This is a genomic window from Oribacterium sp. WCC10 (assembly GCF_900113415.1).
GTDB lineage: Bacteria > Bacillota > Clostridia > Lachnospirales > Lachnospiraceae > Oribacterium.
This window is the reverse complement of record NZ_FOPH01000004.1, coordinates 182,297-207,634: the sequence shown is the minus strand read 5'-3', so window position 1 is coordinate 207,634 and position 25,338 is coordinate 182,297. Positions and strand designations below refer to the sequence as shown.

General features: G+C 42.6%; 16 protein-coding genes. All 16 read left to right on the top strand.

Features of this window, described 5'->3' with window-relative positions; genetic code table 11:
* Positions 1–130 precede the first annotated feature (130 nt).
* The 16 genes from BM294_RS04640 (at position 131) to BM294_RS04565 (ending at position 25,335) form a co-directional block, all read left to right on the top strand.
* Positions 131–1,210, top strand: a complete 1,080-nt coding sequence (locus BM294_RS04640) for a D-alanine--D-alanine ligase family protein (protein WP_091205337.1) — start codon at positions 131–133, stop codon at positions 1,208–1,210.
* 81 nt (positions 1,211–1,291) lie between these two features.
* Positions 1,292–1,708, top strand: coding sequence for a YwiB family protein (locus tag BM294_RS04635; RefSeq protein WP_091205335.1), 417 nt, complete (start codon positions 1,292–1,294; stop codon positions 1,706–1,708).
* Positions 1,709–1,909: 201 nt separating this feature from the next.
* Positions 1,910–2,398, top strand: coding sequence for a hypothetical protein (locus BM294_RS04630; protein WP_091205333.1), 489 nt, complete (start codon positions 1,910–1,912; stop codon positions 2,396–2,398).
* 635 nt (positions 2,399–3,033) lie between these two features.
* Entirely contained in the window at positions 3,034–7,158 is a 4,125-nt protein-coding gene (gene rpoB / locus BM294_RS04625) for a DNA-directed RNA polymerase subunit beta (RefSeq protein WP_091205331.1), read from the top strand.
* Positions 7,159–7,171: 13 nt separating this feature from the next.
* Positions 7,172–10,852 carry a DNA-directed RNA polymerase subunit beta' gene (gene rpoC / locus BM294_RS04620; RefSeq protein WP_091205329.1) on the top strand — a complete coding sequence of 1,227 codons (3,681 nt, stop codon included), beginning with the start codon at positions 7,172–7,174 and terminating at the stop codon, positions 10,850–10,852.
* A 393-nt stretch (positions 10,853–11,245) separates the two neighbouring features.
* Positions 11,246–11,665 carry a 30S ribosomal protein S12 gene (gene rpsL / locus BM294_RS04615; RefSeq protein WP_091205327.1) on the top strand — a complete coding sequence of 140 codons (420 nt, stop codon included), beginning with the start codon at positions 11,246–11,248 and terminating at the stop codon, positions 11,663–11,665.
* Positions 11,666–11,842: 177 nt separating this feature from the next.
* On the top strand, positions 11,843–12,313 hold the full coding sequence (gene rpsG / locus BM294_RS04610) for a 30S ribosomal protein S7 (protein ID WP_091205325.1): 471 nt from the start codon (positions 11,843–11,845) through the stop codon (positions 12,311–12,313).
* 15 nt (positions 12,314–12,328) lie between these two features.
* Complete coding sequence (fusA, locus tag BM294_RS04605; protein WP_091205323.1) at positions 12,329–14,449, top strand: elongation factor G; 2,121 nt, start codon at positions 12,329–12,331, stop codon at positions 14,447–14,449.
* Between the two features lie 231 nt (positions 14,450–14,680).
* Entirely contained in the window at positions 14,681–15,874 is a 1,194-nt protein-coding gene (gene tuf / locus BM294_RS04600) for an elongation factor Tu (RefSeq protein ID WP_091205322.1), read from the top strand.
* A 351-nt stretch (positions 15,875–16,225) separates the two neighbouring features.
* Positions 16,226–16,798 (top strand): DUF5684 domain-containing protein, encoded by a 573-nt coding sequence (locus BM294_RS04595; protein WP_091205320.1) that lies wholly within the window; start codon positions 16,226–16,228, stop codon positions 16,796–16,798.
* Positions 16,799–16,978: 180 nt separating this feature from the next.
* Positions 16,979–18,016 carry a fibronectin type III domain-containing protein gene (locus BM294_RS04590; protein WP_091205319.1) on the top strand — a complete coding sequence of 346 codons (1,038 nt, stop codon included), beginning with the start codon at positions 16,979–16,981 and terminating at the stop codon, positions 18,014–18,016.
* The gene (locus BM294_RS04585) at positions 18,009–19,073 is read left to right on the top strand and encodes a hypothetical protein (protein WP_091205318.1); all 1,065 of its coding nucleotides are present in this window, start codon (positions 18,009–18,011) and stop codon (positions 19,071–19,073) included. The genes BM294_RS04590 and BM294_RS04585 overlap by 8 nt, the downstream gene beginning before the upstream one ends.
* A 233-nt stretch (positions 19,074–19,306) precedes the next feature.
* Positions 19,307–20,353 carry a tRNA preQ1(34) S-adenosylmethionine ribosyltransferase-isomerase QueA gene (gene queA, locus BM294_RS04580; protein WP_091205316.1) on the top strand — a complete coding sequence of 349 codons (1,047 nt, stop codon included), beginning with the start codon at positions 19,307–19,309 and terminating at the stop codon, positions 20,351–20,353.
* Between the two features lie 15 nt (positions 20,354–20,368).
* On the top strand, positions 20,369–21,199 hold the full coding sequence (locus BM294_RS04575; RefSeq protein ID WP_091205314.1) for a pseudouridine synthase: 831 nt from the start codon (positions 20,369–20,371) through the stop codon (positions 21,197–21,199).
* Between the two features lie 167 nt (positions 21,200–21,366).
* On the top strand, positions 21,367–23,367 hold the full coding sequence (ligA, locus tag BM294_RS04570; protein WP_242944419.1) for an NAD-dependent DNA ligase LigA: 2,001 nt from the start codon (positions 21,367–21,369) through the stop codon (positions 23,365–23,367).
* Between the two features lie 132 nt (positions 23,368–23,499).
* Positions 23,500–25,335 carry an MBOAT family O-acyltransferase gene (locus BM294_RS04565; RefSeq protein ID WP_091205313.1) on the top strand — a complete coding sequence of 612 codons (1,836 nt, stop codon included), beginning with the start codon at positions 23,500–23,502 and terminating at the stop codon, positions 25,333–25,335.
* Positions 25,336–25,338: the final 3 nt, after the last annotated feature.

The following is a 25,338-nucleotide window of genomic DNA, read 5'->3' as shown; positions in this document are numbered from 1 at the left end:
AAAAATCCCTTCATGGAATCAATCATGTATTGCAATAATGAACTATTGTAGTAAAATCAAACGGAAAATTGTTTTTAATGAGATAAAAGTCCCGGGCTTCCAAGCTGATGCGGACGAAACAGGAGCATATATGAAAAAGACATTACTTGCCGTTTTTGGCGGAAGATCCACAGAACATGAGGTATCATGCAAGTCAGTGGTAAATATCGTAAAGAACATAGATAGAGATAAATATGACATACTTCTTGTAGGCATTACAAAGCAGGGGGAGTGGCTTCTTGCAGACAGTCTTGATGAAATTACTGACGGAAGCTGGTATGAGTCAAAAACAAGAGCGTGTCTTCTTCCGGATGCCATGCTCAAGTCTCTTATGATAACAGATGAGAATGGTAACACTTCATTGAGAAAGATAGATGTTATATTCCCTGCACTTCATGGCAAGAATGGTGAGGATGGAACCATACAGGGGCTTTTTGAAATGGCTCAGATTCCTTATGTCGGCTGCGGGGTTCTGGCGAGTGCGGTTTCTATGGATAAGCTTTATACCAAGATTGTCTGCAATGAACCGCTCAAGGCCATAGGCGTTCGTCAGGCCGGGTACGTTTCGGTGGTTGGAAAAGAAATAGAAGATATGGATGAATGTGTACGTCGCGTTGAGTCGGCATTTTCGTATCCTGTATTTGTAAAGCCTTCAAATGCCGGTTCAAGCTGTGGAGTTACAAAGGCACATGACAGAAATGAACTTATAGAAGGACTGAAAAAAGCCTACGAGGTAGATTACAAGATTCTGATAGAAGAGACTATCACAGGCCGTGAAGTGGAGTGCGCGGTGTTCAAAGACTGTGACGGAAATATCAAGGCAAGCGGTGTAGGAGAAATCAAGGCAGCAGCTGACTTCTATGATTATGATGCCAAGTACAATAATCCTCAGTCTGAGACTGATACTGCACCGGATATTGCAGAGGCTGATGTTGAACTTATTCGTAAGGCTGCAAAGACTGTATTTTCTGCGGTAGACGGATTTTCTCTTGCCAGAATCGACTTTTTCCTTACAGAAAACGGACCGGTGTTTAATGAACTTAACACGCTTCCGGGATTTACAGCTATATCCATGTATCCGATGCTTTGGGAAGTAAAGGGAGTGGATAAGAAGAAGCTGATTCAGGATTTGATCGATACAGCATTTACACGTCCGACTTTGGATAAATAAACATTGGTTAATGAGTATCTACGAAAATATTTACCTTTTGAGAAAGGGACAGTGAGCGCTGATTGCTGCTCACAAAGATTTATGAGAATCAGGATAGAGATGAATACCCGTCAGTCGATAGATGGCGACACGGATGTCATAGATACTGTACTTGACGGAATACTTCGTGATGCGGGAGACGGAACTCACGTCATTACTTATTTTCAGGATGGCGTCCATAATGAAATGAGGATCGATTCTTCCGGAAAAGAGATCGTGGTTGTTCGTAACTGGAAACATGAAAATGCTTTTCGCTACAAGCAGAATGTACATCATGTTATGAATTATGAGACTCCTATGGGATATATGGAGCTTGGGTTTGACACAAAATATGTGGAGATCGACCGCGTACATGCAGATTGTCTTATGAGCATACGGTTAATATATGATGTGACACAATACGGTAAGCCTGTGTCTGAGAATGAAATTTATATAAAGGTTTCAGAGCAAAAGGCATAGGATTTTTACAATGAGTCAAATTTTGATTTACAGCAGAAGAATGCTTTGGTGGAGCGTTGAAGAAAAACCGAATCAGGTATTTACGGGATAATGGAATCTGACAACATTCTTTTTGTTGCATTTTATAAACGCAGATAGTAATATTAGGTTCGGCGGTTTCAAGGGTGCCGCTTTATTATTTTGAAAGTCGAGGATTTATATATGACATTGTTGGCGATAAACTGGGGTTCTGTAGGTAGCGTTATGCTCGTTATTGCTATCGTACTTCTTATTGTTATGGGAGTACTTTATTATTTCGGCCGTAAGATGAGCAAGCAGCAGGCAGAACAGCAGCCTATGATTGATGCCAATACTCAGAATGTATCACTGCTCATTATTGATAAAAAGAAGATGTCTATAAAGGAAGCTGTTGCAGCAGGTCTGCCTAAGCAGGTTCAGGATCAGACACCTGTATATCTTAAGTTCAGCAAGCTTCCGGTTGTTAAGGCAAAGATCGGTCCTCAGTTCATGACTCTTATGGCGGATCCTGCAGTATTTGATCAGCTCCCTTTACACAAGGAGTGCAAGGTTGCAGTTGCCGGAATTTATATCCGTAAGATTCTTTCTGTACGTGGCGGTTCCATTCCTAAGGCTACTGAGAAAAAGGGCTTTATGGCAGGACTTCGCGAGAAGGTTCAGGGAAAGAATTGAGTTGTCTCACGAATTATTATATTGATGCTATCATCATGATGCAGTCCTTCGGGGCTGCATTTTTTCTTTTTATAAAGATGAATGATCCCGCTATTTATTCTGTCATTTAGTTAAAGTCTGGTTAAAAGGACCGAAAATGACCGTATCTGATGTCCGGCCCGGATTGGAAAGCACTGCCGAACTTTAGAGATTATATATTGAGAGAAACAAAAATATCCGCCTCATTGCAGTGAGACGGACACTTTCGTAAGGAAGTAATTATGAGATTTGTTTTGCAATTTCTATGTCTATAATCTAACACCTGAAGTGTCACAAAAGTGTCACAGAAAAAATAAAAATCAAACTGATTTTCAAAAAGAAATCACCTCCTAAAAATAAAATAATAAAAAATCATCAGGTTATTGACTTGGAAATTAAAATAAGATAAAATGCTCTTTACTTATTTTGGAGTCGTGGGCTCAGTGCGCCCTTTTTTTGACTCGCAAAATATTAGGCAACATATAAACAGATTCATTGAAATGTTGATACATCGAAATACAATGCTCGTAACGATGAATGCACATTTTGAGAACATCCACATCTTTCTATGAATCACAACGATCAAGCGGGATTTCCCGCAATGGGGTGAACGGTCAATGGAAAAAAGCAAGATGCGTGTCGTTAAAAACGGCAAAAACGTCAGAATGACATTTGCACAGCACGAGGAAGTGCTGGAGATGCCAAATCTGATTGAGGTCCAGAAGGATTCCTATGAGTGGTTCCTTTCAGACGGCCTCAGAGAGGCATTTGATGACATCTCTCCGATCCAGGATTTTGCTGGACACCTTTCCCTTGAGTTCGTAGGCTACAAGCTCTGCGATGATGAGAAGAAGTATACTATCGAAGAGTGTAAGGAGCGCGATGCTACCTATGCTGCACCTTTGAAGGTTAAGGTTCGTCTTATCAACAAGGATAAGGATGAGATCAATGAACATGAGATATTTATGGGCGATCTGCCTCTGATGACAGATACTGGCTCATTTGTAATTAATGGTGCTGAGCGAGTTATCGTATCACAGCTCGTTCGTTCTCCGGGTATCTATTATGGGTTAGACCATGATAAGATCGGTAAGGAACTCTATTCATGTACGGTTATTCCTAACCGTGGTGCGTGGATTGAGTATGAGACCGACTCTAATGATATTTTCTTTGTACGTGTAGACAGAACACGTAAGGTACCTGTATCTGTATTTATCCGTGCTCTTGGTATCGGAAGCAATGCAGAAATCATCGATCTTTTCGGTGAGGAGCCTAAGCTTATCGCTTCTTTTGAGAAGGAGCAGCCTGAAGCGCAGAATTATGAGGGCGGTCTTCTCGAACTCTATAGAAAGATCAGACCGGGAGAGCCTCTTTCAGTGGATTCTGCAAGTTCTCTTCTTAATGGTATGTTCTTTGACCCTCGTCGTTATGACCTTGCAAAGGTTGGACGTTACAAGTTCAATAAGAAGCTTCATTTCAAAAACCGTATCAAGGGTCATACTCTTGCTGAGGATGTTATTGATGAGACAACAGGTGAGGTTATCGCTACAGCCGGTGAGCAGATCTCACTTGCAAAGGCAGTTGAGATTCAGGATGCAGCTGTACCATTTGTATGGATTGATGGACCTACACGTAAAGTAAAGGTTCTTTCTGCATTGGAAGTTGATCTTGAGAAGTACGTTACATTTGATGCTGCTGACATTGATTATGATGAGGCTAAGGAGTACGAACACGTTAAGGAGTACTTCGAGAAGCAGGCTGATCGTACACATTCATCACTCAGCGATGAGGCTGAGAAGAAGCTTTGGGATGCGCTTACTCTTGAAGAGAAGCAGGCTCTTATCGATCAGGATAAACCTGATGAACTTGTTTACTATCCTGAGCTTGCAAGACTCATGGAGGAGAATGCGGATGATCAGAGAGCTCTTCGTATAGCTGTAATGAAGGACATGCATGAGCTTGTTCCTAAGCATATTACAAAGGAAGATATCTTTGCTTCTATCAACTACTGCATGCATCTTGAGGAAGAAATCGGTACAAAGGATGATATCGATCACCTTGGAAACCGTCGTATTCGTGCTGTTGGAGAACTTCTTCAGAACCAGTATCGTATCGGTCTTTCCCGTATGGAGAGAGTGGTTCGTGAGCGTATGGCCACACAGGACATCGAGGAGATCACACCTCAGAGCCTTATAAATATTAAACCTGTAACAGCTTCTGTTAAGGAGTTCTTCGGTTCATCACAGCTTTCACAGTTCATGGACCAGAACAACCCTCTGTCAGAGCTTACACACAAGCGTAGACTTTCAGCTCTTGGACCTGGTGGTCTTTCGAGAGATCGTGCCGGATTCGAGGTTCGAGACGTACACTATACACACTATGGACGTATGTGCCCTATCGAGACACCTGAGGGACCTAACATCGGTCTTATCAACTCTCTTGCATCATACGCTCGTATCAATGAATATGGATTCATCGAGTCTCCTTATCGTATGGTTGATAAGTCAGACCCTAAGAATCCTAAGGTTACAAGAGATGTTATTTATCTTGCGGCTGACGAAGAGGATAACTATGTAGTAGCTCAGGCTAACGAGCCTCTTGATGAGGAAGGACACTTTGTTCATGACAACGTATCAGGTCGTTTCAGAGAAGCTACACAGGCATTCCCTAAGGCTTCTATCGATATGATGGACGTGTCACCTAAGATGGTATTCTCGGTTGCTACATCCATGATTCCGTTCCTCCAGAACGATGACGCGAACCGTGCGCTCATGGGATCAAACATGCAGCGTCAGGCCGTGCCGCTTATGGTTACCGAGAGAGCTGCTGTTGATACAGGTATCTCTGCAAAGGCTGCAGTTGACTCCGGAGTTTGCTGCGTTGCCAAGTATGATGGAGTAGTTGAGATTTCAGCTTCAAATAAGATCGTTATCCGCCGTGATTCCGATGGAACTCTTGATGAGTATAAGCTTACAAAGTTCATGAGATCCAACCAGTCAAACTGCTATAACCAGAAGCCTATCGTATTTGCCGGTGATCATATAAAGAAGGGCGATGTAATCGCCGATGGTCCTTCAACATGTCAGGGCGAGATCGCTCTTGGAAAGAACCCGCTTATCGGATTCATGACATGGGAAGGTTACAACTACGAGGATGCGGTTCTCCTTTCAGAGAAGCTTGTCCAGAACGATGTTTATACATCGATCCATATCGAGGAGTATGAGTGCGAGGCTCGTGATACAAAGCTTGGACCTGAGGAGATTACTTCAGATGTTCCCGGCGTTGGTGATGATGCTCTCAAGAATCTTGATGAGCGTGGAATCATACGTATCGGTGCTGAGGTTCGTGCCGGTGATATCCTTGTTGGTAAGGTTACTCCGAAGGGAGAAACAGAGCTTACAGCAGAGGAGAGACTTCTTCGTGCAATCTTCGGTGAGAAGGCGCGTGAGGTCCGTGATACATCACTTAAGCTTCCACATGGAGCGTATGGTGTAGTTGTAGATGCTAAGGTATTTACAAGAGAAAATTCAGATGAACTGGCTCCGGGAGTTTCAGAGTCTGTTCGTATATATATTGCACAGAAGAGAAAGATCGGTGTAGGAGATAAGATGGCCGGTCGTCACGGAAACAAGGGTGTATGTTCAAGAGTTCTTCCTGTAGAGGATCTTCCATACCTTCCAAACGGACGTCCGCTTGATATCGTGCTTAACCCTCTCGGCGTTCCTTCCCGAATGAACATCGGACAGGTGCTTGAGTTACACCTTTCTCTTGCTGCAAAGGTTCTGGGAATTGACGTTTCAACACCTATCTTTGATGGTGCTACCGAGCCGGATATCCGCCAGACACTTATACTTGCCAACGACTACGTAAATAAGTCATGGGAAGAGTTCTCTGAACTTCACAAGGAAGAACTTGACCCTGAAGTTTACGAGTACCTTGGAGCACATCTTGATCACAGAGCAGAGTGGAAGGGTGTTCCTATCGGAACCGATGGTAAGGTACAGCTTCGTGATGGACGTACAGGTCTTCCGTTTGATGGTAAGACATCTATCGGATTCATGCATTACCTGAAACTCCACCACCTTGTAGATGATAAGATCCACGCCCGTTCAACAGGTCCGTACTCACTGGTTACACAGCAGCCACTTGGTGGTAAGGCACAGTTCGGTGGACAGCGTTTCGGAGAGATGGAGGTTTGGGCCCTCGAGGCTTACGGTGCTGCATACACGCTTCAGGAGATTCTGACTATGAAGTCTGATGATGTTGCAGGACGTGTAAAGACATACGAGGCAATCATTAAGGGTCAGAATATTCCTGCTCCTGGTGTACCTGAGTCATTCAAGGTTATGCTGAAGGAGCTTGAGGCACTCTGTCTTGATGTACGTGTTCTTGATGAGAATCAGAACGAGATCGAGATCACTGAGGATCTCTACGATGCAAATCAGGATATGCACCGTCTCCTTTCTGGCGGCGATAACCGTTATGAGAAGAATGAAAACTACGGTCAGCTTGGATATGAGACTCAGGAATTCAAGAATGGTGAGCTTGTAAATGCTGAAGAAGCAAATGCAAAGGCTCAGGGCATCGAGCTTTTCAGCGACGGTGACGAGGAACTCGAGTCAGCTATTGCTGCCGAACTTGTAGACGATGATTTTGATGAAGAGTCTTCATCAGATGATTACTATACAGATAGTGAAGCCGTTTCAGAGTCAGATGATTTTTCAGACGGCGATGATGAATAATTAGGAGGAATACATGGCACAGCTTGATAAAATAAATGAGCCTGTACAGTTTGATTCAATCAAGATCGGCCTTGCCTCTCCGGAAAAGATTCTGGAGTGGTCTCACGGTGAGGTTAAAAAGCCTGAGACAATCAACTACAGAACTCTGAAGCCAGAGAAGGATGGTCTTTTCTGTGAGCGTATTTTTGGACCGGTCAAGGACTGGGAGTGCCACTGCGGAAAGTACAAAAAGATCCGTTTTAAGGGTGTTGTTTGTGACCGTTGCGGTGTTGAGGTAACTAAATCCTCCGTTAGACGTGAGAGAATGGGACATATCGCACTTGCAGCTCCCGTTTCACACATTTGGTATTTCAAGGGTATTCCTTCAAGAATGGGTCTGATACTTGATATCAGCCCAAGAATCCTTGAGAGAGTACTTTACTTTGCAAGCTATATAGTACTTGATAAGGGAGAGACTCAGCTTGAGTACAAGCAGGTTCTTTCAGAGAAAGAGTACAGAGATGCTGTTGAACAGTACGGCTATGGCTCATTCCGCGCAGGAATGGGCGCAGAAGCTGTTCTTGAACTTCTCAGAGGCATTGACCTTGAGAAGGAGTATGCAGAGTTAAGACAGGAGCTTGACAATGCTTCAGGACAGAAGAGAGCAAGAATTGTAAAGAGACTTGAAGTGGTTGAGGCATTCCGTTCTTCAGGAAATCTTCCTGAGTGGATGATCCTTACTCAGCTTCCGGTTATCCCGCCTGATCTCCGTCCTATGGTACAGCTGGATGGCGGACGTTTTGCTACATCTGATCTTAACGATCTTTACAGAAGAATTATCAACAGAAACAACCGTCTTGCTCGTCTTCTCGAGCTTGGTGCTCCTGAAATTATCGTACGTAACGAGAAGCGTATGCTTCAGGAAGCTGTTGATGCTCTTATAGATAACGGTCGTCGTGGCCGTCCTGTTACAGGTCCCGGAAACAGAGCGCTGAAGTCTCTTTCAGATATGTTAAAGGGTAAGCAGGGACGTTTCAGACAGAACCTTCTCGGTAAGCGAGTTGACTACTCAGGACGTTCTGTTATCGTCGTAGGACCTGATCTTAAGATCTATCAGTGCGGTGTTCCTAAGGAGATGGCTCTCGAGCTCTTCAAGCCATTCGTTATGAAGGAGCTTGTAAATACAGGTAAGGCGCACAACATCAAGAATGCCAAGAAGATGGTTGAGAGACTTGACTCTCAGGTTTGGGACATCCTTGAAGGCGTCATCAAGGGCCACCCGGTTATGCTTAACCGTGCCCCGACTCTTCACAGACTTGGTATTCAGGCATTTGAGCCTACTCTTGTAGAAGGTAAGGCTATCAGACTTCATCCACTCGTTTGTGCAGCGTTTAACGCCGACTTCGACGGTGACCAGATGGCTATTCACCTTCCACTTACACAGGAAGCTCAGGCAGAGTGCAGATTTATGCTTCTTGCGCCTAACAACCTGCTTAAGCCTTCGGACGGTGGTGTTGTTGCGGTTCCTTCACAGGATATGGTACTCGGTATCTACTACATTACACAGGAGAGACCGGGAGAGCCTAATGAGGGAATGTTCTTTAAGAGCATTAACGAGGCTATCCTTGCTAAGGAAAACGGATACATCACAATGCACACAAGAATCAAGTGCCGTATCAAGAAGGTTCTTAAGAACGAGGACGGTACTGATAGAATTGTAGAAGGTGTTATCAATACAACTGTGGGTCGTCTTATCTTTAATGAAATCATCCCTCAGGATCTTGGATTCGTAGATCGTTCCATCCCTGGAAATGAGATACTTCCTGAGATTGATGAGATTGTAAAGAAGAAGAACCTTAAGAAGATTCTTGAAAAGATCATGGACGTACATGGTGCGACTCAGACCGCACTCAGCCTTGATGATATAAAGGCAATGGGCTATCAGCAGTCTACCATCGCAGCTATGACTGTTTCGATTTCAGATATGACAGTGCCTGCTTCCAAGCAGCAGCTTCTTGATGAGGCTCAGAAGACAGTAGATAAGATTGCGCGTAACTACAGACGTGGTCTTGTTACTGAGGAAGAGAGATATCAGGAAGTTATCGATACATGGAAGAAGACTGATGATCAGCTTACACATGACCTTCTCTCCGGACTTGATAAGTACAACAACATCTTTATGATGGCTGACTCCGGAGCCCGTGGATCTGATAAGCAGATCAAACAGCTTGCAGGTATGCGAGGACTTATGGCTGATACAACCGGACGTACTATCGAGCTCCCTATCAAGTCAAACTTCCGTGAAGGTCTGGACGTACTCGAGTACTTCATTTCAGCTCACGGTGCTCGTAAGGGACTTTCAGATACCGCGCTCCGTACAGCCGATTCAGGATACCTTACACGTCGAATGGTTGACGTTACACAGGACCTTATCATTCGTGAACTTGACTGTGCTGCAAACAAGGACAAGATTCCATTTCTTGAGATCTCAGAGCTCTCTGATGGTCAGGAGAAGATCGAGTCACTTCAGGATCGTATCACAGGAAGATATATCGCTGAGGATATAGTTGATCCGGAGACAGGCAAGACGATTGTAACAGCAGATCACATGGTGACTCCTAAGCGTGCTCCACGTGTTATCAATGCTCTCAACAAGATGGGACGCAAGACTGTAAAGATCAGAACAGTACTTACATGTCGATCAAAGAACGGCGTTTGTGCAAAGTGCTACGGATCAAACCTTGCTACAGGTCAGCCTGTACAGATTGGTGAGGCAGTTGGTATCATCGCAGCTCAGTCAATCGGTGAGCCGGGTACACAGCTTACCATGAGAACATTCCATACCGGTGGTGTAGCCGGTGGAGATATCACACAGGGTCTTCCTAGAGTCGAGGAGCTTTTTGAGGCTCGTAAACCTAAGGGACTCGCTATCCTTACAGAGATTCCGGGTGTGGTTGAGATTAAGGAAACAGCCAAGAAGAGAGAGGTTGTTGTGACTGATTCGGTTAATGCCCAGTCAAAGACATACCTTATCCCTTATGGTTCAAGACTTAAGGTACAGAATGGTCAGGTTCTTGAGGCCGGTGATGTACTTACGGAAGGATCCATCAACCCTCATGATCTTCTTAAGATCAAGGGAACAAAGGCAGTACAGGATTATATGATTTCTGAAGTACAGAGAGTATACCGTCTGCAGGGTGTTGAGATTCAGGATAGACATATAGAGATGATCGTTCATCAGATGATGAAGAAGGAACGTATCAACGAGTCAGGTGATTCACACTTTATTCCTGGTACAACAGTTGATCGTCTTGATTTTGAGGATGAGAACGAGAGACTTATCGCAGAAGGCAAGAAGCCGGCTGAGGGTACAAGAATCATGCTTGGTATTACAAAGGCATCTCTTGCAACAGATTCCTTCCTTTCAGCTGCATCCTTCCAGGAGACAACCAAAGTCCTTACTGAGGCTGCTATCAACGGAAAGAGAGATAATCTTGTCGGACTCAAGGAAAACGTTATCATCGGAAAACTTATTCCTGCCGGTACCGGCATGAAGCGATACAGAAATGTAGAACTTTCACAAGATGAGGAAGATATTGAGGATGAGACAGAGCAGCTCTTCACACCGGATGAGGCATTCGATATTGATGCTGAGGGCGTTGAGAGAATTGCGGCTCGTCACAGAATCGAGAATCAGAAAAATAACGTACTGTAAAAGTGTTTCGCTGCGACCACCGAGCGGCAAGCTTGCTTGCCTGCTCGTGTGGGCATAGCGAAACCAAAGCAGGTATGAGGAAAAAAGCTACGCGAGCGAAGCGAGTGGAGCGATTTCCGAATACCTGCTTTTTTGATTGCGGGAGTGCGAAGCACGGAGCAATCAAAACTTTTATAAATAGAAAGAGAAGGGGAATATTGCGAGAGTGCGAGTACACATAGCAAACCAAAACTGTTCCTGCAGCCCTTGCAGCTCTATAAAAAATATATAAATTCGATTGACAACAAAAACCGCTTGAAGTATAGTATCAAAGCATGCGTGAAAAGCGTGTCCTGTTTTGATATTTCAGGGTAAAAAATATACATATATTCAACCTAACGAAAGGAGAACCAAATGCCTACATTTAACCAGTTAGTAAGAAAGGGCAGAACTTCTCAGAAGAAGAAGTCTACCGCACCTGCACTTCAGAGAGGATTTAACTCTTTAAAGAAGGTAGCAACTAACATTTCCGCTCCTCAGAAGCGTGGTGTATGTACAGCTGTTAAGACAGCTACACCTAAGAAGCCTAACTCAGCTCTTCGTAAGATTGCCAGAGTAAGACTTTCAAACGGTTTCGAAGTTACATCATACATTCCAGGAGAGGGACATAACCTTCAGGAGCACTCTGTTGTTATGATTCGTGGCGGCCGTGTTAAGGATCTTCCTGGTACAAGATACCATATCATCCGTGGAACACTGGATACAGCCGGCGTAGCAAACAGAATGCAGGCTCGTTCAAAGTACGGTGCAAAGAGACCTAAGGCTAAGAAGTAATTGATTATTTCTAGTCGCATTTAGTAACAAAGACATGGTTAAAATGACGGATAATGGAACTCATTATATATATAATAGATGTGTCCTTGTCCGCATGAACTCGCAAAACACTACTCAAGGTAGCAGTTGCGTAGAGTACCGATGATCTAAAAACAAATTTTTAAGGAGGGAAGTAACGTGCCACGTAAAGGACATACTCTGCACAGAGACGTTCTCGCAGACCCAATCTACAATTCAAAGATTGTAACAAAGCTTGTTAATTCCATCATGCTTGATGGTAAGAAGGGTGTTGCACAGAAGATCGTTTATGGTGCATTCGAAATTGTCGCAGAGAAGAGCGGCAAGGAAGCTACAGAAGTTTTTGAAGAGGCTATGAACAACATCATGCCTGTTCTTGAAGTAAAGGCAAAGCGTATCGGTGGTGCCACATATCAGGTACCTATGGAGGTTAAGCCTGAGAGACGTCAGACACTTGGTCTTCGTTGGCTTACAGAGTTCTCACGTAAGAGATCTGAGAAGACACAGGCTGAGAGACTGGCTAACGAAATCATGGATGCAGCAAACAATACAGGTGCATCTGTAAAGCGTAAGGAAGAAATGCATAGAATGGCTGAGGCTAACAAGGCATTCGCGCACTACAGATTCTAATAGGAGGGAAACACTTTGGCTACCAGAGAATATTCACTTGATCATACAAGAAATATTGGTATCATGGCACATATCGATGCCGGTAAGACTACACTGACAGAGCGTATCCTCTTCTATACAGGTGTAAACCACAAGATTGGTGATACACACGAAGGAACAGCAACCATGGACTGGATGGAGCAGGAGCAGGAGCGTGGTATCACTATCACATCCGCTGCTACAACATGCCATTGGACACAGGAGTTCCAGCATCAGAAGATTGCCGGTGCACCTGAGTACAGAATCAACATCATCGATACTCCGGGACACGTAGACTTCACTGTTGAGGTTGAGCGTTCACTTAGAGTCCTTGATGGTGCTGTAGGTGTGTTCGACGCCAAGTCAGGTGTTGAGCCACAGTCAGAGAACGTTTGGAGACAGGCTGATACATATCATGTACCTAGAATGGCATTCATCAACAAGATGGATATCGTAGGTGCAGATTTCTTCCATTCTGTTCAGACTATCGTTGATCGTCTTGGTAAGAACTGCGTTATGGTTCAGATTCCTATCGGACGTGAGGACACTTATGTAGGTCTCATCGACCTTATGGAGATGAAGGCTTACTATTATAAAGATGATAAGGGCGAGGACATTGAGATCACTGATGTTCCTGCTGATATGAAGGATCAGGCTGACGAGTACCATACTAAGATGGTAGAGCAGATTGCTGAGCTCGATGAAGAACTCATGGAGAAGTACCTTGAGGGAGAAGAGCTTTCTGTTGAGGAGATGAAGAAGGCTCTTCGTAAGGCAACTATCGCTGGAGATGCTATTCCATGTCTCTGCGGTACTGCTTACAGAAATAAGGGTGTTCAGAAGCTTCTTGATGCTGTTATTGATTATCTTCCGGCTCCTACTGATGTTCCTGATGTTACAGGTACAGATATGGACGGAAACGAAGATTCAAGACCTTCATCAGATGATGCTCCGTTCTCAGCTCTTGCATTCAAGATTATGACTGACCCATTCGTAGGAAAGCTTGCATACTTCCGTGTATATTCAGGTACACTTAAGACTGGTTCTTACTGCCTGAACTCTACAAAGGATAAGAAGGAGAGAGTTGGACGTCTTCTTCAGATGCATGCTAACAAGAGACAGGAACTTGATGAGGTATTCTCAGGTGATATCGCAGCTGCAGTAGGATTCAAGACTACTACAACAGGTGATACTATCTGTGACGAGCAGCATCCTATCATTCTTGAGTCTATGGAGTTCCCTGAGCCTGTTATCTCTGTTGCTATCGAGCCAAAGACTAAGGCTTCACAGGGTAAGATGACAGATGCTCTTGCAAAACTTGCTGAAGAGGATCCTACATTCCGTGTAAGGACTGATGAAGAGACAGGACAGACAATTATCTCAGGTATGGGTGAGCTTCACCTTGAGATTATCGTTGACCGTCTTCTCCGTGAGTTCCACGTTGAGGCTAACGTAGGTGCACCTCAGGTTGCTTATAAGGAGACATTTACAAAGGCTGTTGATGTACAGGGCCGTTATGTTCACCAGTCCGGTGGATCAGGTATGTACGGTGATTGTAAGGTTAAGTTCGAGCCGATGGATGCAAACGCTGAAGAGACCTTCAAGTTTGAGTCTACTGTTGTCGGTGGTTCTATTCCTAAGGAGTACATCCCTGCTATCGAGAAGGGTATCAGAAACGCAGCTCAGTCAGGTATTCTTGCCGGCTATCCTGTACTTGGTATCCATGCTAATGTTTACGATGGATCATATCATGATGTCGATTCTAATGAGCGTGCATTCGAGTTTGCAGGTTCAATCGCATTCAAGACAGCTATGGAGAAGGCAGATCCTGTTCTTCTTGAGCCTATCATGAAGGTTGAGATCGTAACTCCTGAAGAGTACATGGGTAACGTTATCGGCGATGTAAACTCACGTCGTGGACGTATCGAGAGCATGGAGGACATCCCTTCAGGCAAGCAGGTTAACAGCTTTGTTCCTCTTGCAGAGATGTTCGGTTATGCAACTGACCTTCGTTCAAAGACACAGGGTCGTGCAAACTACTCAATGTTCTTCGATCACTATGAGAAGTGCCCTAAGAGTGTTCAGGATGCAGTTCTCAAGGAGAGAAACGGCAAGTAATTGCTGTTAAGCTTCTAAATATATAAAAAGTCGGTATTTTTGGGCTAAGATTTTTTCGAATGCCCAAAAATACTTGATAAAATAAACTAACAATGTTAAAATCAATTTTGCTGATTGCTTAGAGGATACTCTGAGCAGTTTTGCAGTATGTACTGCACGGAGCATGCGGGCGCATGCATGGTGCTTGACATGATTTTCGTTGTATTACATTTTCCAGGAGGGATTTAAAAAATGGCAAAGGCACATTTCGAAAGAACTAAGCCACATGTTAACATCGGTACTATCGGTCACGTAGACCATGGTAAAACAACTCTTACAGCTGCTATCACAGCAGTTCTTGCTGACAGACTTGGACTTGATCCAGCTGTTCCTTTCGATCAGATCGATAAGGCACCAGAGGAGAGAGAAAGAGGAATCACTATCAACTCTGCACACGTTGAGTACGAGACAACAAACCGTCACTATGCTCACGTTGACTGCCCGGGCCACGCTGACTATGTAAAGAACATGATCACCGGTGCTGCACAGATGGATGGTGCTATCCTCGTTGTTGCTGCTACTGATGGTGTTATGGCTCAGACAAGAGAGCACATCCTTCTTGCTCGTCAGGTAGGTGTTCCTGCTATCGTTGTATTCCTTAACAAGTGTGATATGGTTGATGATCCTGAGCTTCTTGAGCTCGTTGAGATGGAGGTTAGAGACCTTCTTAACGAGTACGAGTTCCCAGGCGATGAAATTCCAGTTATCCGTGGTTCAGCTCTTAAGGCACTTGAGGATCCTAAGTCTGAGTGGGGCGACAAGATTCTTGAGCTCATGGATCAGGTTGATTCTTACATTCCTGCTCCTGCTCGTGAAACAGATAAGCCTTTCCTTATGCCAGTTGAGGACGTATTCACAATCACAGGTCGTGGTACAGTTGCTACAGGCCGTGTAGAGCGTGGTGTTCTTCACCTTAACGATGAAGTAGAAATAGTAGGTATCTCTGAGGAGACTCAGAAGACAGTCGTAACAGGTATCGAGATGTTCCGTAAGACTCTTGATGATGCTGAGGCTGGTGATAACGTAGGTCTTCTCCTTCGTGGTATCAACCGTGACCAGATCGAGAGAGGTCAGGTTCTCTGTAAGCCAGGTTCTGTAAAGTGCCACAGCAAGTTCACTGCTCAGGTTTACGTTCTTACAAAGGATGAAGGTGGACGTCATACTCCTTTCTTCACAAATTACAGACCTCAGTTCTATTTCAGAACAACTGACGTTACTGGTGTTTGCCACCTTCCAGAGGGTACAGAGATGTGTATGCCTGGTGACAACACAGAGATGAGCGTAGAGCTTATTCATCCAGTAGCTATGGAAGAGGGTCTTCGTTTCGCTATCCGTGAGGGTGGTAGAACTGTAGGATCTGGAAGAGTTGTTTCTATCACAGAGTAATTCTTTTAATTCCTAATTATAAAAGCTATTTTAAAAGTGCAGAGATTAGTCTCTGCACTTTTTTAGTTTATAGAAATGTGTATAAACTGAATATTCGGTAGTACATATTTGGGGTATAAAAAAGAGAACATATTTTATAAGGATTTTATTTATGGTATGAATAAGTGAATTTAGAAAGATCAGAATATATTTAGCTATTAATTAATTTGATATAAAATTATAAGTTGATATTAAAAAAAGAGAGAATATAGATACTTTTTTCTTTAATATGCATATAGTAAGATAATAGTGAAAAACTATATTGGAGTGCGTCTGTATATAGTTATATAGATGTTTCTTAAGGGGGAATTAATGTCAGATTATGGTTTAGTTACACTAATGGGTGGTCTGTTAATCGTAATGATTATATTTTTGATTTTTCTTCTTGCTCTTCTTGCTATAGAGATTTTTGCCAGATGGAAAATATTTGAAAAAGCCGGTATTCCGGGATGGTCTGCACTTATTCCATTCTATTCTGATTATTGTATGTTTAAACTTGCGTGGAAGAAGGATTATTTTTGGTTATTTCTTATTATTGAGATCCTAACAATTGTATGTGAATTCATTAAAAGATTGAGGATTCAAGGTGATAACATTACAAGCACGGTTGGCGCTGGTTTGAGTTTAGTTTTGTTTATATTTACATTATTCCTATATATTAATCTGGCCAGGAAATTTGGTCATGGAATTGCCTTTGGAGTAGGAACAAAGATATTTCCATATATATTTTTGATGATTTTAGCATTAGGCGATGACAGATATCTGGGTAATCCGGAAGAGGGGTTGTATACCGGTATGGAAAACCATAATGTTTATATAGATCCTGATTATGATTTTTCTGCTAATAATTTCCAACAGCCTGAAGACGATAATCATATAATATGAAGCCATATTATAAGTAAAGAATAATTAATTTCTGTGATTGTTTAAATGGGATGAATATTAAATATAATGTTGATATTTTAAAATAGAAGATTAAAGGAACAATACAGTTTATATATCAGTGTTAAATGCTGTTAATTATAAGTTGCATTGATATGATTTCCTAAAATTAAAGGGGGATATATGAAGTTATCTGGTAAAGTATTGATACTTGCTGCGGTTTTATCTATATGGTCATCAGTATCCGCATTGGCATCTGATGCGCCGACAGGAGTCAGTATAGAACAAAGTGGAAACGAAATTACAGTTTCATGGTCACCTGCTGATTTTGATGGTGTAGATAAGTATCAGGTGAGTGTAGTTAAGAAGGGCAATTCTTCAGGTTCAAGCTATAGAAGTGCAACAGTTGATGCTGATGAGAGCAGCGCAGACTTCACTATTAGTAATAAAGGATATTACTATGCTAAAGTAAGGGCGAAGGATGTAAATAATAAGTGGCATAGCTGGTCAGCTGATAGTGAAACTATAACAGTAACAAGTTCTGATATCAGCGATGGGGGTAAATCTCCGGGAGGCTCAGGTTCTTCAGGACGATCTGCGGTAATTCCCAGTTCAACAGGAACGGTTATATATACAACCGATTATACAGGTACAAATACTGCGTATCTTAATAACGGGACTGTATATAATACAGCTTCCTATGGACCTACCGGAGGAAATCTTGCCGCAGCCGGGCTTACTACATTAAGTGATCCAAATGCAATGAATCCGACCTTGGATAATGTTTACAGTTCATCCTCTAATGTTGTAAATACCATGAAGGTAACTGCGTTTACATATGCCAATACCGGATGGCAGTTTGAAAGTAACGGCATGTGGTATCTTTATGATGATGGAACATATCCTGTCAGCTGTTGGCGTCAAATTGATGGCAAGTACTATCACTTCAATAAATCAGGATATCTGGAGGTAAACACATGGGTTCTAGAGTCAAATCAAAAATGGCGATATGTCGGACCTAATGCTGTGATGGTTACAGGCTGGAATCTGATTAACGGTAGATATTACTATTTCAGTCCGTCAAGTGGAGAATTGCAGGGACCCGGTCTTATAGCGGTCGACGGGAAATACTATTATATTGACAGAAATGGTGCAAGAGTTGAAAATACAACTGTTGAGGGACATTATTTCGGAGCGGATGGAGCATTAACTAATGGATAAAAAGCTTAGAGACCTTGATGACGTAAACAAGGCATTAAAAGAGAAGACTGTCGAAGAGGTCGCAGAGCCAACCAGAACAGGTCGTAGAAATACAGCAATGCACAAAGGATTTGTCCTGGATTGGGAAGAACTTAAAGGTCTTGTGACTATACCGATTGTGATAATCATACTTATGATCGTGATAGTCATCCTTGATAAGGACCCGGTTGAAACTGATGTGAAAGAAACTGATTCCGTAGTAACTGAAACTATCGCTGTGGAATCAAGTGAAGATGTTGAAACCGAAAGTATGGCAGAAACAGAAGATCCGACTATAGTACGGGCATATTATGATGAGTATCTGACATCATTTTTTGAGGGGTATTTTAATGCAAGACTTGAGGCTGATACTGATAAGCTTTATGAGATTACAGGTGTGACAAATCAGACTGATGAACAGAAGGCACTTCTCAAGTCACAACTTGAGACACAGGCGGGATATATAGAGTCATTTCAGGATATCAGACAGTATGCAGTAAGTGCACTGGAAGAGAATTCCAAGCTTGTATTTGTGACATACAATATTAAGTTCAGGCGTGTATCAACATTGGCACCGGGGATCATGTACTGTTATATAAAGGTAAATGACTCAAACCAGTTTGAAATAGTAGAGAATCTTACACCTGAGCAGACAAAGTTCGTAAACGAATATATAACAAATCACGAGGAAGTTCAGGAACTTATCAACACCAGCAATTCACAGCTTCTTCAGGCTATAACAAATGACGAGAGGCTTTCTGTTATATACGATGCTTTCCAGAGTGGTCGTATATATACTGACAGTAAAGAGAAAATCGATAGTCAGGTTTCGCTTATTACTGTTGACGGCGATGATGTAACATCCGGTGCGGAGGAGTCCGCTTCTAATGGAGATACAGCTGAGATAACTGATTCGACGTCGGCAGAAACAGATGCATCGATGGCATCTACAGATACAGAAACAAATGCCTCTTCGGTAGAGCCAGTGGCACAGAGTGAGGTTCAGATTTCATCAGAGGCAACTTCAAATGGGCAATAAATCACGATGGCAGATGGGGATTTAAGCCTTTAGGTAAAACAATTCACAGACAGGCATGGTTCCAATAGGAATCATGCCTGTTTTAATGTGGCATGTTCAAGGCTTGTGGTATATAATAGATTGAATTTGCAGCAGATAAGATATGCAGAGGAATAAATGCTGCGTCTCACAGACATAATCCTTTGGACGCAGTAATAGCAAATAGATTAATATTTAGAAACAGAGAGAATAAAATGGAAACAAAAGATTTTTATTATGATTTACCGGAAGAATTAATTGCACAGGATCCTCTTGAGAAGCGTTCAGATTCGAGACTGCTTCTTGTTGATAAAAACACAGGGGATATCGAGCATAAGCATTTTTATAATATAATTGATTATCTACACAAGGGTGATTGCCTTGTTATAAATGATACCAAAGTAATCCCTGCAAGACTACATGGCGTTAAGGAAGAGACAGGAGCTCACATAGAGGTACTGCTTCTTCAAAGAAAATCAGCAACTGACTGGGAGTGTCTGGTAAAACCCGGCAAGAAGATGAGAAACGGCGCTAGAGTGGATTTCGGTGACGGGCTCTTAAAGGGTGAGGTTATTGATACCATAGATGATGGAAATCGAATCATTCGTTTTGAATTTGAAGGAATCTGGGAAGAGGTTCTGGATAAACTGGGAGAAATGCCTATCCCTCCATATATTCATCATCAGTTAAAAGAAAGAGAAAGATATAATACAGTATATGCCAAGAATGACGGTTCAGCAGCGGCTCCAACAGCCGGTCTTCACTGGACAAATGAACTTCTTCAGGCTGTGCGGGACAAGGGAGTAGAGATTGCGCATGTAACTCTTCATGTAGGTCTTGGTACATTCAGACCAGTAAAGGCTGACAAGATAGAAGAACACCATATGCACAGCGAGTTCTATATAGTAGAGCAGTCAGAGGCGGATAAGATCAACAAAGCTCATGCTGAAGGACACAGAGTTATCTGTACAGGTACAACATCATGCAGAACTATAGAGTCTGCAGCGCTTCCGGATGGAACAATCCCTGCAACTTCCGGATGGACAAATATTTTCATTTATCCGGGCTATAAATTCAAGTGTATGGATGCACTTATCACAAACTTCCACCTTCCTGAGTCTACACTTGTTATGCTGGTGTCAGCATTTGCAGGAAGAGAGCATGTTTTGAATGCCTACAATGCTGCTGTTAAGGAAAAGTATCGTTTCTTCAGCTTTGGTGATGCATGTTTCTTCGCAGATTTCAAAAATGATAAAGTTTAAAAACAAAGGATAAAAATGAGAATAAATAAAAGATTATCTGAACTTGGTGTTTGTTCGCGTCGTGAGGCGGATCGTCTTGTGGAAGCAGGGAGAATAACCGTGAATGGTAAACCTGTTGAGATGGGTCAGCAGGTTACAGAGGAAGACTCTATAGAACTGGATGGAATATGTGTCAATCCACATGCATTAAAAGCTAATATAAAGAATCCTGAAGAGCGTTATCTGGTGGAAACAGAGTCAAGAAAGATGAGTACAAGATATGGTGAGCAGCTTTCAAGAGCGGGTCAGGACTATGATAAACCAAAGCCTGTGCTGCTTGCATATAATAAGCCGAGAGGAATAGTCTGCACAACTTCGGATAAGGACAAGGCACCAAATATTATAGATGCGATAAAATATCCTTACAGAGTGTATCCGATCGGAAGACTGGACAAGGAATCAGAGGGTTTGATACTTCTTACCAATCAGGGAGATCTGGTAAACCGAATAAACAGGGCTCGTAATTTCCATGAGAAGGAATATGTAGTTACTACGGACAAGGCTCTGACTAAGGAATTCCTTGATAAACTGGCTGATGGTGTATATATTCAGGAACTTGATGTTACAACACGCCCGTGTGAGGTGTGGCAGGATATGACACTGCCTGCAGCCAAAAGACAGCATGAGTTCCATATCGTAATCACACAGGGATTGAACAGGCAGATCAGAAGGATGTGCAAGACATTTGGGTATACAGTTAAAAAGCTTAAACGCATTCGTATAATGAATCTGACTTTAGGCGGTCTTAAAACAGGTCAGTACAGAGAGATAGAACTCAGTGAACTGACTGATGATATCGACTTTTGAGTCATGACAATATATAGGATGCCCGGATCAACGATACCGGATCAGTCATGTTAGAAAAGATCTGAGATTATTATGACCGGGCATGACATGAATAAAAAGAGATATTGGAAAGCATTAAAGCTTAGCTTTGGATGAAATAACAGGTAATGGAGGCATTAACATTGAACATGAATCAACAGAAGACAGAACCAGTGGATACTGAACGTATGAAGGAACTGGTCAAAACCCTCAATGAAGCTGCGAGAGTATATTATGTTGATGGCAATGAGATCATGTCCAATTTTGAGTATGACAGGCTCTATGATGAGCTGGAGGCACTTGAGAAGAAGACAGGGGTTGTTCTAAGCGGCTCTCCGACACAGAGGGTAGGTTTCGAAGTTCTCTCTGAACTTCCAAAGGAACCGCATAAGAGCCCGATGCTGTCTTTGGACAAAACAAAATCTGTGGATGAGCTGGCTTCCTGGCTGGGAGATAAGGAAGGACTTCTAAGCTGGAAAATGGATGGACTGACAGTTGTTCTCACATATAAAGACGGAGAACTTAAAAAAGCCGTGACAAGAGGTAACGGAGAGATAGGAGAGGTCGTAACTCAGAATGCAAGAGCATTTGATAATGTACCTACAAGGATAAGCTTCAAGGGAGAGCTTATTCTCCGAGGTGAAGCTATCATTACCTACTCGGAGTTTACAAAGATCAATGAAACAATATCTGATGCGGATGCAAAGTATAAAAACCCCAGAAATCTTTGCTCGGGTTCAGTCAGACAGCTGGATGCCAATGTTACAAAATCACGTCATGTGAATCTGATGGCATTTGCGCTTGTAAGTGCTGTATCTTCCGACGGAGAACCCGTAAATTTTGACAATTCCAGAGAGGCACAATACATTTTTCTGAAAAATCAGGGATTCGATGTAGTTGCCTACAAGAAAGTTACAAAGGACAATATTGCCGAAACTGTGAAGTGGTTTTCTGAAGAGATAAAGACCAATGATTTTCCGTCAGACGGACTTGTTCTTATATATGAAGATATTGCTTACGGTCTTAGCCTTGGGCGTACTGCAAAGTTCCCGAGAAATGCCATCGCTTTCAAATGGAGTGATGAGCAGGCAGAGACGGTGCTCAGGGAAGTTGAGTGGTCTCCCAGCCGTACAGGCCTTATCAATCCGGTGGCTATATTTGATCCGGTAGAGCTTGAGGGAACTACGGTTACAAGAGCAAGTCTTCATAATGTCTCGTATTGTGAGGATATGGAACTGGGTATAGGTGATCATATAACGGTATATAAGGCTAATATGATCATCCCTCAGATAGCTGATAACCTTACAAGATCCGGAAAGCTTGAGCCGATCAGGATGTGTCCTGCATGCGGACATGAAACAGAGATCAAAGCTGAGGGTGAGGCCAGATTCCTCTATTGCCCGAATCCTGAGTGCCCTGCAAAGAAACTTAAAAACTTCTCGCTTTTTGTAAGTAGAGATGCGCTAAATGTAGATGGACTCAGTGATCAGACTTTGGAAAAGTTTATCGGTCATGGATTTATACATACATATAGTGACATTTTCCATCTTGATAAGTATAGAAGCCAGATTGTAGCCCTGGATGGTTTTGGAGAGAAGAGTTATGAGAATCTTTTTGCGGCAGCTTTAAAGTCAAGTCATACAGAACTTTACAGAGTGGTGTACGGACTTGGCATTGCCGGAATAGGACTTGCCAATGCCAAAGTGTTGTGTCGTTTCTTTGGAGATGATATTGATAAGCTTAAAAATGCTGATGTATCCGAACTCATGGAGATTGATGGCATAGGTCAGGTTCTTGCGGAGAACATCGTAAAGTATTTTAAGGATGAAGATAAACTTTCAGAGCTTGATAAGCTGCTTTCGGAGCTTGATATTGTAAAGCAGGAGGCTGATACGGAGACAGCCAGGACGCTTGAAGGAATGTCGGTTGTTATTACAGGTTCACTTACACATTTCTCGAATCGTAAGGAACTTCAGGAACTTATTGAACGTGCCGGTGGAAGGGCGGCGGGATCGGTTTCTGCGAAGACTGCATATCTTGTAAATAACGATATAACTTCCACATCAGGTAAAAACAAAAAAGCAAAAGAGCTGGGAGTACCTATTGTGACTGAAGAGGAGTTTATAAAGATTCTCGAGGGAAAGATATAAACATAGCATTTGCTGTATTTCATATTTGTGCGGCAGTTTCTTTTGGGACTATGTTATGACGTGAGTGTCAAAAGTATTTGCCACTCGCTGATGAGCAGCAGGAAGCGGATGAATTGTTAAACAGGAGAATTTATGATTTTTAATTCACTGGGATTTCTTATCTTTTTTCCTATAGTGATCCTTATATATTATGTTGTACCCAAAGCATTTCAGAACCTGTGGCTGTTGTTCAGCAGCTACTGGTTCTATATGAGCTGGAATCCTGTGTATGGACTTTTGCTTTTGGGGGTGACGGTAATTACTTATATTGCAGGTCTTATCCTGGGCAGGGGATCTTATGCTACATGGGCTGATCCTGATGAAAGAGGGAGGATTTCTGCTGACTTTGAATCAAAGGTAAGCAAGAAGCACAGAAATGTTGTGGAGAAGAACATTTCACGTAAGGAGAGAACCAAAAGAGCGGTATTGTTTCTGGCGCTTATTCTGGTATTCAGTGTACTTTGCTTCTATAAGTATTCGGACTTTGCAATCACAAATCTTACAGAGGTATTTAGACACTTAGGAATCAGTATAGAGCTGAGACATTTTGATGTAGTCATGCCTGCAGGTATTTCGTTTTTTATTTTTCAGGCAGCAGGATATCTCATCGATGTTTACAGAGAAGAGATACCTTCAGAGAAAAATTTTCTGAGATATGCTCTTTTCATCAGTTTTTTCCCTACTATTCTTGCGGGTCCTATAGGGAGGGCACCGTCGCTTTTGCCACAGTACTGTAAACCGAGAGATTTTGATTTTGGAAGAGCGAGTTCCGGCTTTTTGCTTATGCTTTGGGGCTTTTTTCTTAAACTGGTGATAGCTGACAGGGCGGCGATACTTGTGAATTATGTTTATGCAAATTATCATGAGCTTTATGGCTGGACTATAGTACTTGCAACAATGATTTATGCTGTTGAGATATATTGCGATTTTTACGGCTATTCCATCATTGCGACAGGCGCTGCTAATATGCTTGGCATCAGGCTTATGAAGAATTTTGATTGTCCGTACTTCAGCGTGTCGGTTCAGGATTTCTGGAGGCGATGGCATATTTCGCTGTCAAGCTGGTTCAGAGACTATCTTTATTTCCCGCTCGGGGGCAGTCGATGCAGCTTTCTGAGACGTTATTTTAATGTTCTTGTAGTATTTATAGTCAGCGGTCTTTGGCATGGAAGTCAATGGAGCTACATTATCTGGGGCGGACTAAACGGTTTATATCAGATAATCGGCGGAATACTTTTACCTGTGAGAACACTGTTTCTCAGAATTTTCGGATTTGACAAGAATGTTCTCAGCCTTAAGAAAAATCCCGCAATGTCCGGAAGCATGAAGATATATACATCAATAGCACCTATAACTTCTGTTGTTACCCCATGGGAAAAGAGTGTGGTCGATCAGAACAGAGAAAGATTTGATGAGATAGAGGAATATGATGCTGACGGGGGAATGCCTTGGATGAGCGAGGAGGCAAGACGAGGACATCTCCGGACAGGACTTTTCGGTATGCGTATAGGAGAAGGCAAGATGACACTTAAAAGTTTCAGTATGTGTATACTGAAGCTGGTACGCATATTTATTACTTTTATACTTATTGATTTCGCATGGCTGTTTTTTAGGGCGGCAGGTCTAAAAGATGCTCTTATGATGATAGATCGTGTGAGATTTAATTTTGATGCCGGAACCTTAAGCTTCTCAGAGATATACAGCCTTGGGCTTGATGCAAGAAATTTCTGGCTTCTGATTATATGCTGTCTGGTACTTCTTCTCAGTGATTATGTAAAGTATCACGGTGGAAATATGAGAAAATGGATCCTTGAGAAGCCGATGCTTGTGAAGGATGTTATCATAGCGGCGGCTATAGTGTTTGTTTTGATTTTTGGTATCTGGGGCAATTCTTATGATGCCTCTAGTTTTATATATTTCCAGTATTAACGG